At 41.4% G+C, this 12329-nt stretch carries 13 protein-coding genes and 1 other annotated feature; of the genes, 4 read left to right on the forward strand and 9 right to left on the reverse strand.

Translation table 11 applies throughout. From position 1 onward, the window contains the following. Positions 1–103 precede the first annotated feature (103 nt). Complete coding sequence (locus AC19MV_RS10710; protein ID WP_432399499.1) at positions 104–553, forward strand: c-type cytochrome; 450 nt, start codon at positions 104–106, stop codon at positions 551–553. 195 nt (positions 554–748) lie between these two features. Here the strand turns inward: AC19MV_RS10710 and AC19MV_RS10715 are convergent, their stop codons facing one another. After that, complete coding sequence (locus AC19MV_RS10715) at positions 749–1414, reverse strand: cytochrome b/b6 domain-containing protein (RefSeq protein WP_498307499.1); 666 nt, start codon at positions 1412–1414, stop codon at positions 749–751. Between the two features lie 420 nt (positions 1415–1834). Here AC19MV_RS10715 and hpf point away from each other — a divergent pair, with 420 nt between their 5' ends. Both hpf and AC19MV_RS10725 read left to right on the forward strand, forming a co-directional pair. Then, positions 1835–2188 carry a ribosome hibernation-promoting factor, HPF/YfiA family gene (hpf, locus tag AC19MV_RS10720; protein WP_101086362.1) on the forward strand — a complete coding sequence of 118 codons (354 nt, stop codon included), beginning with the start codon at positions 1835–1837 and terminating at the stop codon, positions 2186–2188. 115 nt (positions 2189–2303) lie between these two features. Continuing rightward, positions 2304–2424, forward strand: a sequence feature (Phe leader region). 58 nt (positions 2425–2482) lie between these two features. Then, on the forward strand, positions 2483–4426 hold the full coding sequence (locus AC19MV_RS10725) for a chorismate mutase (protein ID WP_498307501.1): 1944 nt from the start codon (positions 2483–2485) through the stop codon (positions 4424–4426). A gap of 81 nt (positions 4427–4507) precedes the next feature. On the opposite strand, the gene AC19MV_RS10730 is transcribed toward AC19MV_RS10725, so the two are convergent. The 8 genes from AC19MV_RS10730 to ffh form a co-directional block, all read right to left on the reverse strand. After that, the gene (locus AC19MV_RS10730; protein ID WP_432399296.1) at positions 4508–4846 is read right to left on the reverse strand and encodes a hypothetical protein; all 339 of its coding nucleotides are present in this window, start codon (positions 4844–4846) and stop codon (positions 4508–4510) included. A gap of 135 nt (positions 4847–4981) precedes the next feature. Next, positions 4982–6121 carry a bifunctional chorismate mutase/prephenate dehydrogenase gene (tyrA, locus tag AC19MV_RS10735; RefSeq protein ID WP_432399297.1) on the reverse strand — a complete coding sequence of 380 codons (1140 nt, stop codon included), beginning with the start codon at positions 6119–6121 and terminating at the stop codon, positions 4982–4984. Positions 6122–6132: 11 nt separating this feature from the next. After that, positions 6133–7224: a 3-deoxy-7-phosphoheptulonate synthase gene (locus AC19MV_RS10740; protein ID WP_498307503.1), complete on the reverse strand. Its 1092-nt coding sequence runs from the start codon at positions 7222–7224 to the stop codon at positions 6133–6135. Positions 7225–7608: 384 nt separating this feature from the next. After that, positions 7609–7962, reverse strand: coding sequence for a 50S ribosomal protein L19 (gene rplS / locus AC19MV_RS10745; RefSeq protein ID WP_188955527.1), 354 nt, complete (start codon positions 7960–7962; stop codon positions 7609–7611). Between the two features lie 33 nt (positions 7963–7995). Next, positions 7996–8742 (reverse strand): tRNA (guanosine(37)-N1)-methyltransferase TrmD, encoded by a 747-nt coding sequence (trmD, locus tag AC19MV_RS10750; RefSeq protein WP_160053065.1) that lies wholly within the window; start codon positions 8740–8742, stop codon positions 7996–7998. A gap of 15 nt (positions 8743–8757) precedes the next feature. Next, entirely contained in the window at positions 8758–9288 is a 531-nt protein-coding gene (gene rimM, locus AC19MV_RS10755) for a ribosome maturation factor RimM (RefSeq protein WP_160053064.1), read from the reverse strand. A 25-nt stretch (positions 9289–9313) separates the two neighbouring features. Next, the gene (gene rpsP / locus AC19MV_RS10760; protein ID WP_160053063.1) at positions 9314–9565 is read right to left on the reverse strand and encodes a 30S ribosomal protein S16; all 252 of its coding nucleotides are present in this window, start codon (positions 9563–9565) and stop codon (positions 9314–9316) included. 229 nt (positions 9566–9794) lie between these two features. Next, positions 9795–11168: a signal recognition particle protein gene (gene ffh / locus AC19MV_RS10765; protein ID WP_188955533.1), complete on the reverse strand. Its 1374-nt coding sequence runs from the start codon at positions 11166–11168 to the stop codon at positions 9795–9797. Between the two features lie 274 nt (positions 11169–11442). Between ffh and AC19MV_RS10770 the strand changes: the two genes are divergently transcribed. Further along, complete coding sequence (locus tag AC19MV_RS10770; RefSeq protein WP_432399299.1) at positions 11443–12231, forward strand: cytochrome C assembly family protein; 789 nt, start codon at positions 11443–11445, stop codon at positions 12229–12231. The last annotated feature ends 98 nt before the right edge of the window (positions 12232–12329 follow it).

Consider the following 12329-nt stretch of genomic DNA (forward strand, 5'->3'; position numbering starts at 1 on the left):
AACTGTGACTGATTACACGTTTACTCTCATAATGATATGTGTAACAGGCTTGACTAAGTGCTATGGAACCCGTGCTATTACTAGAAAGAAGAGAAGGATCATGATGAAAAAGACATTACTTGCTATTGCAGCGACAGCAATATTAATCCCTGCCGCATTTGCCCATAACTTTGAAGAACCTGCTGACGCGATTGAATATCGTCAATCTGCATTTGGTTTGATTGCATATAATTTTGGTGACATGGGTGCAATGTTAAAAGGTAAAAAGCCGTTTGATGCGACAGTGTTCAGCAGCCGTGCAGACAATGTTGCAGCGCTATCTAAACTGCCTCACGAAGGTTTTATCGCTGGTTCTGATAAAGGCGACACCGAAGCACTTGCTAAAATTTGGCAGGACAAAGCAGATTTCGACAGCAAAATGACCGAATTTCAAGATAACGCTGCGGCATTATCTGTTGCAGCTAAATCTGCTGACCAAAACCTCATTAAACAAGCTTTTGCTAACACTGGTAAAAGCTGTAAAGGTTGTCATGACGTATACAAAAAAGATTAAGACTGTCTTTATCACAATCTAAATCGAGTTAGACGTTTGAAAGCCCATAAATTATGGGCTTTTTTGCATGTGTTTTTCACTCATGATGATGTACATAAAACAAGGGTAGACTTATCTACAGGTTGTCAGACTTACTTTATTAGAATAACATTTTCACTCGCTTTCACTGTTCACAACCAGCAACACTCTCTTTATTTATAAAAAACTCACCACGGGCTCTAGCAATAGCCACCAAATAAAACCAAAAATGACAGCAATAATAACCAAAGCCAACCAAGGTGAGCGTAGATTGGGCTTTGCGGTATGCTCCCCAACTTGCTTATAACCGCTGAACATCGCTTTTAGAATATTATCTCCTTTAACCAAATGTATTATTACAGCCAAAATATGAATCGCTGCCAACGCCAAAATAATATTAAAATTTGTCTTATGTAACCATGTTAACCAAGAGGCGGTATCTGACGACACAAGGTGTATCAGCGGGCCCTCAGTAAAAATATCATCTGTCGCAAATAACCCAGTAGTCAATTGCAATGCTAATAACCCTAGCAATGCAAATACCATGTACCCTCCTAGAGGATTATGGCCAATGGATGAGGGTTTCGGTTGACTGGTCGCATACTGAATAACTTTTTTAGGCGAGACAAAAAAGTGACTGAATTTTGCCGTATCACTGCCGACAAATCCCCAGACCACTCTAAACGCAATGAGTGTCATTAATACATAAGCCAGCACTTGGTGCCACTGCATCTCTCCAATGTCAGCAGTCCACCATAATCCACCCAATAGCGCCACCATAACCCAGTGGAATAAACGAGTAGGAAAATCCCATACCTTAATTTTACGTTGTTCTATACTCATTAATAATCACTCTTAACATGCTGCTTATTACTCGATTATAAGCGAATAAAAAATGATTTAAATCATTTAGGTAAAGGTATTGCGGCTAAATAGGACGTTATTGGTAAGCAAAAGAGAATTCTTGGTAAACAAAAGGGAAAGTACAGCTAAAGCGAAAATACTGAAAACATGGTGCTCTGAAGAGTTTTTTTTAGATTTTTATTGGTAAAAAAGGTAATTGAGGAACTGCTTATCCATTCAAATATGGGCCTATCGTCGACGTAATACAAGTACTTTTTAACGATAAATTATCAAAAGTGACTAAGCGATCAAATATGCTGCACTCGACACTTACAGCCTGCAGAAGTGTGATTTAGATCACAACTTTTATGGCTAACCTTGGTAATCTGAACTTAAGCAAACAACAAGAAGGTTCTAAATATGCTGAAAATCACTAGCAAACAACTTGAAGTCACTGCCCTCATCCGCGAACGTATTGAAGGAAGATTAGAAAAACTATCTCGACACGATATACAGTTAATTAATCCGCACGTTATTATCACACAAGAAAAGCAATTGTTTAAAATTGAGGCTTCGGTTGGATTACCTAGTGGAGATTTATTTGCCCAGGCGAAAAGTGAGAACCTATACGCAGCGATTACTGCAATGGGACAAAAGCTGGAAAAACAGCTAAACCGCCTGACTCACAAACCCCAGGCTCAACGCCACGTATCATTACCCAATGACACAGAAAGCGAATTTGAGTATGTCTATAAGGAGGAAAACGCAGCTTGATGTTAATTATCTTTCACCAGCGCACCTTCGGGTGCGCTTTCTTTTGCCTATAATGACATCTTGTTGAGTAGAATTACATTGACAGGTTAACGCAGTGGCTTTAGTTTTACCCTATGAACACAAAAATATTCCGTTTTTTTATTTTCTTTTTTATTCAGCCCACCCTCGGAGGCGGATTTTCTGTGTAAAAACGAAAATGAAAATTCTAAAGCCTCCCACTGGGAGGCTTTTTTGTCTTATGTATACTGCTGTATTATTTGATACGCCAGTAAATCGCGTTACATTGAGGTCAATATGCAAAAACCACCAGAGTTAAGTCAAACTCGTGAGCAAATAACAGCGTTAGATAAATCACTGCTAGCACTGTTATCTAAACGTCGTCAATTGAGCTTAAATGTCGCGCGCAGTAAAGAAATCGATGTCAGACCAATACGTGATACTCAACGGGAAAAAGAGTTACTAGAACGCTTAGTACAGCAAGGGCGTGATCAAGGGCTCGATGCACATTTTGTCATATCGCTTTACCAAAGCATCATTGAAGATTCGGTGCTCTTTCAACAAACCTACTTACACGGCCGAGCAAATCCTGACACTCAAAAGCAGCAATATACTGTGGCATACTTAGGTGCCAGAGGTTCATATTCATATTTAGCGGCTACACGCTATTGTTCACGTCGTCAGGTTGAAATGATTGATTTTGGCTGTCAAAGTTTTGATGACATAGTGAATGCTGTTGAGTCAGGACATGCCGATTATGGTTTTTTGCCGATAGAAAACACCTCATCAGGCTCAATCAACGAAGTGTATGATGTTTTGCAACATACAACCTTATCCATTGTAGGTGAAACGACAATAGAAGTTGGCCATTGCTTACTGACAAAACCAGATTGTAAGCTCGCTGATATCAAAACGATTTATGCCCACCCACAGCCGATAAGTCAATGTAGCCGTTATTTAAGCCAGTACCCGCACATTAAACTCGAATATTGTTCGAGCAGTGCTGAGGCAATGACAAAAGTCATTGAGGCCGACAATAACTCAGTCGCAGCGATTGGCAGTGCTGAAGGCGGTGCTTTGTATCAATTGGTGGCACTTGAAAACGGTTTAGCTAACCAAAAAATAAATCAAAGCCGTTTTATTGTTGTTGCCAGAAAGGCCTCTGCAGTGCCATCGCAATTACCAGCCAAAACAACATTGATTATGGCAACAGGGCAAAAGCCCGGCGCTCTGGTTGAAGCACTATTAGTATTAAAAGCCCATAATCTCAACATGAGTAAGCTTGAGTCTCGCCCTATTCCTGGTACGCCATGGGAAGAAATGTTCTATTTAGACATAGATGGCAACTTAGCCACAACGGAAGTACAGCAAGCGATTAAAGAGCTCGAGCGGTTAACACGCTTTATCAAAGTGTTAGGTTGTTATCCATGTGAAACAGTTAAGCCCACGCAACTATCACAAGCTCAGCTGCTAATAGAACCCGACAGCTCTAAGCAGGAACCGGTTAAAGTGCAACTGAGTAGCCAAGCTAAACATTCTCGAGCTTATAAGGCACAGGATACCCAGCTTGTCTGTCAGCATATGCAGTTAGGTGCAGGTCAATTCAGCGCACTACAACAGATTAATTTGCCAATAGACAACACCGTACTAGCAACGCAAGCTAAGCTAATTAAAGAAGCGGGTTTTCAAGCAATACTGCTTAACGATTTAAAAAATCAAATGAGCGAACAGCAGCTCAAGCAACATGCCCTTGTGATTGAACAAGCAGGGCTACTGTGCATAATGCAAATTGATCAAGAGCAAGAGTTCACCTTGGCAAGTCAATTAGCTGATATGATCATTCTGGCCGGTAAACAAATGTACAACCCAGACATGTTAGCGTTAATTGGATCCGTTAATTTACCGGTCATATTAGAACGTAACACAATGGCAAGCATTGACGATTGGTTGCAAGCCGCTGATACGGTGCTCAGCCATGGCAATCAACAACTTGGATTATGTGAATCAGGAGTGAGAAGTTTTACTCACCCAGAGCAGCTCAGCCTCGATTTAGCTGGCGTAGTGGAAGTTAAATCGCGTAGCCACTTACCTGTGATAGTTAATACCAGCTTCTGCGTCAATCCAGCATTATTAAGCACTCATGCTAACGCAGTAAAACAACTTAAGGCTGATGCTATCGTATTGCTGCAACAAGATGGCATTTCTCAGGCAGACATTATTCATGGTTTGTATCAAGTCTAAAGTGTGTTTAAAGCGCCATAAAAAATGCCGAGATAATTCTCGGCATTTATATTCCAACGTTATCTAAGCTTAAACAACAAATCACACTGCTAGCCCATCATTGAGGCTTATCCAGCCTTTGAAAATACGGTAACTAAACCAACTGACACCGACAAGATACATCGGCAAACTTAACCATAATGGACTAATCCAGTAACCCGCGATAAAAAATGGGCATAAACCGATAATACTCATTCGTTGCCAGCGTAAATGGCTGCCAAGCACGGAGTCAGGATTAACATTTTTTTGAATTAAGTTAAGCCATAAGCTGAGTAACACAGGAACAAAAAATAGTGGAAAAGCACTCATTAAGCCGTAAAGAAAATGCCCAAGGGAATTATCTTCAACCTGTTGTACAGGTAGCATATGCGATGGTGTCATCGACATGGGTTTCCTCCGAAGGCAAGTTTTTTAGATGTTAGCTAACGATGAATAAACCCCAAAATCGGTTCATCTCGTTAGCTAAACATAAGCTTTGTGTTACTGTTTAGCAATAATTTGATCGATTAAAAATGATTAACCTGTCTTCATATCATTGACTGATTGTAACATTGCACGGCTTTCATGTTGGAACTGAGGAGCAAAATCACCAAACCATTTTGCGACACGTTGAAATTGTGTAACAAACTCTTGGCGATTACCTGATTTAAGCATGGCAAGCGCATCACGATAATTATCTAAATAATCACTAATCGCATGTTGGCTGCCTTGTTGGGCAAAAATTATATCGGCATAAAGTTCAGGATCTTGAGCAAACAATCTGCCGACCATAGCTAACTCTAATCGATAAATAGGCGAGCTAAACTGTAATAGATTATCGATATCGGCTTCTTCTTTACACAGATTTAAACCGTAAACAAAAGTCGAAAAGTGACGCATTGCCTGAACAAGTTGCATCGCATTATCATGACGTTCAGCTTCAGCTTCAACAATTCGTGCGCCCCAAATCTCAATTTGTTGCAATAACCATTGGTAAGCCTCCGGTTGACGACCATGACAGACCACCACGACTTGTTTAGCTAAGCTACCTACATCTGGACCAAACATAGGATGTAAACCGACTACAGGGCCTTTATGGGCGGCTAGCATCGCTGCTAGCGGCTTTTCTTTAATAGAGGTTAAGTCTGCTAAAATACAATTTGATGGTAATTGGGTTAATTTCTCGCGGATAACTTCACAGGTAACATTAATCGGCACGGTGACAATAACTAAGCCTGCCCCGTCAAAAATAGCATTAGCATCTTGCCAGTCATTCTTATCAATGCTTTTTACTTTGTAACCAGACAGCGTCAGCATTTGGGTAAACAACTGGCCTAACTTACCTTGGCCACCAACCACGACTACATGCCCTAAATCTTGCTTAACTTGCTTAAAGCCAACATCTTTTTCATTCAAATAAGACTCACGCATTAATCGGCGCAAGATATCTTCGATAAGTTGTGGCGACACATTCATGTTTTGTGCTTCTGCACGACGTTTCGCCAGCATTGATGCTTCGCGCTGAGGCGCATAAATTGGCACGCCAGCAGAATGCTTTACCGCACCAACTTGAGCAACTAAATCAAGACGTTTACGCAGTAAATGCAACAGTTGCTGATCGACACCATCAATAAGGTCGCGTAAATTCTCAAGATCAGCCGTCGTCTTTTCGTTCATATTATTATCCATTAACCGTTGGCAACCTGTAGCATATCGAATCGAGTCGGTAACACTGCAGACAACTGGTTAGCACCTTGTCTTAAAATGGTTTCAGTGGTTTCCCAATCAATGCATGCATCAGTAACAGAAACACCGTATTTTAGCTCTGCTAATGGCTTATCTGAACTCTGATTTCCTTCATTGAGGTTACTTTCAAGCATAACACCGATAATCGATTTATTACCTGTCTCAATCTGGTTAAATACGTCTTCACAAACGTTTTTCTGACGCAAATGATCTTTTGAAGAGTTTCCATGACTACAATCAACGACCAAACGAGCACTGAGTTTTGCTTTGTGAATTTGCGCTTCGCTTTGTGCAACACTCACCGCATCATAATTGGGTGTTGCACCGCCACGTAAAATAATATGTCCATCTGGATTACCAGCCGTTTGTAGTAATGCCACTTGTCCTTCTTGGTTAATACCCATAAAGCGATGGCTGCTTGCTGCAGACTTGAGTGCATTAATGGCCACCTCGAGTTTCCCGTCGGTGCCATTTTTAAAGCCCACTGGCATCGAAAGGCCTGATGCCATTTCGCGGTGAGTTTGAGATTCTGTGGTTCTTGCGCCGATGGCAGACCAGGTCACGAGCTCAGATAAATACTGCGGGCTAATGGGATCTAATGCCTCTGTTGCGATGGGAAGCTCAAGCTCTGCAAGCCAAATCATTAACTCACGTGCCATTCTTAAGCCTTTTTCAACATCAAATGACTCATCCATATCAGGATCATTAATTAATCCTTTCCACCCCACGGTAGTACGCGGCTTTTCAAAATAAACACGCATTAAGATATAAAATTCACCGCTTAACTCATCATGGAGTTTTTTCAGCTTTAATGCGTATTCTTTGGCGGCATCGATATCATGAATAGAGCAAGGACCGGTCACAACGAGCACACGGTTGTCGCGTTTATGCACGATATCAGCGACTTGTTTACGTGCATTAAGAATATATTGATAAGCATGAGTAGAGAGTGGCAGTTCTTTTTTTAACTCTGCTGGAGTGACTAAAACTTGCTCTGAACTGATGTGCACATTGTTAATCGTATCTTGCTGCATACTAATACTCTCTTTTGACGACAGACCAAAGGTCACTAATAGATTTATGTTTAGGTATTGCACAGTGATATTGTATTTTTGTACCGCTACACCATTACAACGTTAAAGCAACTATGCCTGTGCAAAGCTCCTAGAGCAAGGCTTATTTACACAAAGGAGTAAAAAACGACTTCGTGAAGATGTGATGTATAAAAACAGCCATGAATTTTGTGCTTTTCGCGGAGAGCTTTCTACCCGCTATTATCATTTAATTAATTGTTATCACTTTCTTAACTATTCTTACTTTATTAATTGTTATGATTTTTTAAAAGCCCCACAAACAAAAACCCGCCTTTCGGCGGGTTGTTGTGCGAACACTGCATCTTTATTTTTAATCGGTAACTATTACTTAGTTGCCAATTTTTCACGGATACGTGCAGATTTACCTGAACGCTCACGTAAATAGTACAGCTTAGCACGACGTACACGGCCGCGACGCTTAACTTCGATGCTAGCAATTAATGGGCTATGCGTCTGGAAAGCACGCTCAACACCTTCACCATTAGAGATTTTACGTACTGTGAATGCAGAGTGCAGACCACGGTTACGCTTTGCGATAACGATACCTTCAAAAGCCTGAAGACGCTCTTTATCACCTTCTTTAACACGTACTTGAACCACTACTGTATCACCAGCACCGAAATCAGGTACGTCTGTTTTCATTTGCTCATCGTTGAGCATTTTAATGATGTTGTTCATAACTACTCCATTCTAGAATTAACTGAGCATTGACTATGCGGACTTGTCCGTTTCATTCACGAACTGCGCTAATAAAGTCGTTTGTTCGTCAGTCAGAGCTAGATTTTCAAATAATTCTGGTCGTCTCAAAAAAGTTCTTCCGATACTTTGTTGCAAACGCCAGAGTCTAATTTTTTCGTGGTCACCGCTTAACAGCACTGCCGGTACATCCATGCCATCCAATTGTTCAGGGCGTGTATAATGAGGACAATCCAGTAAACCTTCAGAGAAAGAATCTTGCTCTGCTGATGCTTGCTTGCCTAGTACACCAGGTACTAAACGAGCCACTGAATCGATTAACGTCATTGCCGGTAATTCTCCGCCCGAAAGCACATAATCACCGATAGACCACTCTTCATCCACTTCCGTTTGAATAATGCGTTCATCAACACCTTCGTATCGACCACACACTAAAATCAATCGGTCTGATTTAGCCAACTCAGTCACGCCTTGCTGATCCAGCTTACGTCCCTGAGGTGACAAATAAATCACTTTTGCCCCATCACCTGCAGCAGCTTTTGCTGCATGGATAGCATCGCGTAAAGGTTGCACCATCATCAACATTCCAGGGCCACCACCGTAAGGGCGGTCATCCACAGTACTGTGTCTATCATGGGTGAAATCACGAGGATTCCACGTTTGCACCTCTAGCAGGCCGCTTTTGACGGCTCGACCCGTAACACCAAAGTCTGTAACGGCACGAAACATCTCTGGAAACAGGGTGATTACCCCTAACCACATATGTTGTACCTCGACTTAGAAGTCAGGATCCCAGTCCACTAAAATCTGTTTCTCTTGCAAATTCACCTGTTTGATGAATTGCTCGGGGACAAAGGGGACCATACGTTCCACTTTGCCGAAGGCATCTTTAGCGTTAGCTTTAATCAGAAGTACGTCGTTTGATCCTGTTTCCACGATCTGGTCGACAATACCCATGTTATAGCCGTTTATATTGGTCACTTCACAGCCGATAAGATCTCGGTGATAAAATTCATCATCAGCGAGGTCTTTCATTTGTTCTGGCAAAATCGCAATTTCACAATTTGTGAGCATTTGCGCATGCTCTCGAGAGTTAACACCTTCAAGTTCAGCAACCAGTGCCTTACCTTGAAAACGCCACTGTGCGACCTTAACTTCACGCCAAACACCTTGTTCTTTAATCAACCAAGGCGAATAATCAAAAATACCTTCAACAGAATCGGCATAGGAAGTGATTTTAAGCCAACCTTTAATACCATGACTGGATCCTAATTTACCCAGTACGATTGGCTGTTGGTTATCGCTCATCTATCTATACCTTTTTAATACGCAATTAAGCAGCTGCTTTACGCGCGTCTTTGATCAGTTTTGCAACACGCTCAGATGTTGCAGCGCCAGTAGCAACCCAGTGCTCAACACGATCAAGATCTAAACGTAAAGTTTCTTCTTGGCCACGAGCCAATGGATTGAAAAAACCTACACGTTCGATGAAACGACCGTCACGAGCATTGCGGCTATCAGCAACAACGATATTGTAAAATGGACGCTTTTTTGCGCCGCCACGAGCTAAACGAATGGTAACCATGCGTTTTATTCCTCTAATGATTTGCTAGAAGCAAAAATAAAAACTGGAACTCCGTGTTCGCGAAGAGTCCCAGAAAGAAAGCCGGAAGATTTTACCTGACTTTTGAACTATTGCAACCAAATCTGATGATTTTTAAATCACCGATTTAGCGACCTTAATTGTAAAGACATAACCTAACCAACTGATGTGTATATCAATTAACTGCATTTATGTATAAAAGATGGCTCAATTAACGTCCTGGAAATTTCATCCCAGGAGGTAACATTCCGCTCATTCCGCGCATCATCTTCTTCATGCCACCCTTTGCAGACATCTTTTTCATCATTTTCTGCATTTGGGTAAACTGTTTTAATAAACGGTTAACGTCTTGAATTTGAGTACCAGAACCTAATGCGATTCGGCGTTTACGAGACCCTTTGATTAAGTCTGGGTTTTTACGCTCTTTGGCTGTCATCGAGTTGATGATGGCTTCCATTTGACCGGTCATTTTGCCGTCTTGGACTTGAGCTAAAGCCTCTGGTGGTAATTGACCTACACCAGGTAACTTTTCAAGCATGTTCATCATGCCGCCCATGTTTTTCATTTGCTGTAATTGCTCACGAAAATCTTCTAGGTCAAAGCTGCCACCCGATTTTACTTTTGAAGCAAGTTTCATTGCTTTGTCTTTATCGACACCGCGTTCAACTTCTTCAATCAGTGACAACACATCACCCATACCTAAAATGCGTGACGCAATACGGTCTGGATGGAACGGTTCTAACGCATCGGTTTTTTCACCGACACCTAAAAACTTAATTGGTTTACCGGTAATGTTACGGATAGATAACGCCGCACCACCACGCGCATCGCCGTCTACCTTAGTTAAAATAACACCGGTTAGCGGTAATGCTTCATTAAATGCTTTAGCGGTATTGGCCGCATCTTGCCCGGTCATTGCGTCGACCACGAACAAGGTTTCTACCGGTTTAACCGTAGCATGAAGTTGTTTGATTTCATCCATCATGGCTTCATCGACGTGTAGGCGACCTGCCGTATCGACAATCACCACATCAATAAATTTAAGCTTGGCGTAGCTAATTGCCGCTTTAGCAATATCTACTGGCTTTTGACTAACATCAGATGGAAAAAATTCAACGTCAACTTCTAATGCTAACGTTTCTAACTGTTTAATTGCCGCTGGGCGGTATACGTCAGCACTGACCACTAACACAGATTTTTTGTGACGAGTACGTAGGAACTTACCTAGCTTAGCGACAGAGGTGGTTTTACCCGCACCTTGTAAACCGGCCATCATAATAACGGCTGGCGGTATCGCCGCTAAATCTAACGCTTCGTTAGACTCACCCATGGCTTTTTCAAGCTCACTTTGGACGATTTTAATAAAAGCTTGCCCAGGGCTTAAGCTTTTTGATACTTCTTGACCTACAGCGCGTTCTTTTACGCTGTTAACGAATTCTCTAACAACAGGTAAAGCGACATCTGCTTCAAGCAGCGCCATACGCACTTCACGCAAGGTTTCTTTAATGTTGTCTTCGGTTAAGCGACCACGGCCACTAATGTTTTTTAGTGTGCGTGACAGTCTGTCGGATAAATTTTCAAACATTGGCCAGCTCTTTTCAGCATATCGATAATTGTGGCTATTATACCCAAGCCACTCTAAATTACGATACTTGCGGCGATCAGTTATCGTGATTAGGTAAATTATTTGCAGCTAAGGGTAAGATACTGTTAAATTTTGAGCCTCAGGTCACTGCCATATTAGGGGGTGATCATGTTAATCTAAGACAAATAATGAGATTGCGGTGCGTCGGCAATATTTTTATCGCGCTTACCGCTTTTTCAGCGACGCTTTCATTACTTTGACAGGTTGATTTCAAATGGTTATTTTTTCAGCTGGCGCCATGCTGTTTTATTGCATTGCTTTAGTGTTAGTCACCAGCAGACTATTTCATGCACAAGGCCCTAACCGCAGAGCGGTAATGATAGCGTCTAGTATTGCAGTGGTGTTGCATGGCTTTGCGTTATCAAATGCCATATTTACAGTTGATGGCCAAAATTTTAGCCTAACCAATGTGATTTCATTGGTGAATTGGATTATCGCTTTCACCTTTACTATCACTATGCCGCGTTTAAAAGTGATTATCGTTGTCCCTGTGGTCTATGCCTGCTCAGTGTTGTCTGTGGCATTGTTATGGTTACTGCCACCACAATATATGACCCACTTCGAGCTTCATCCTGAAATTTTAGCTCATGTTGTGCTCTCTTTAATGGCTTACAGCGCCCTGATGATAGCCGCGTTATATGCTATCCAATTGTCATTTATCCAAAATAAGCTTAAAAAGAAACAAATGATGATGAGCCCAGCAATGCCGCCATTAATGACGGTTGAGAGGCAGCTTTATCATTTAATTATTATCGGATTTGTGTTGTTAAGTTTGTCTTTGGTGACTGGATTTGTATATTTAGATGACATGTTTGTAGATGGTAAAGGCCATAAAGCCATACTATCAATGATAGCGTGGGTAGTTTATGCCATTATGTTGTGGCAACAATATACCGTAGGCTGTAGAATTCGTACCGCTGTTATCTATAGTTTATCTGGCGCAGGTTTGCTGTCGTTGGCCTATTTTGGTGCAAGAATTGTTAAAGAACTGATATTAAGTTAGTTTTGTAACTTAACAGCCAGATAACAAGCTGTTTATCATTGATTCATCAAATAAGATAACTTGACACAAACAGTCATTAATAAATAATGACTGTTCAA

The sequence above is a fragment of the Shewanella sp. MF05913 genome (assembly GCF_059758095.1).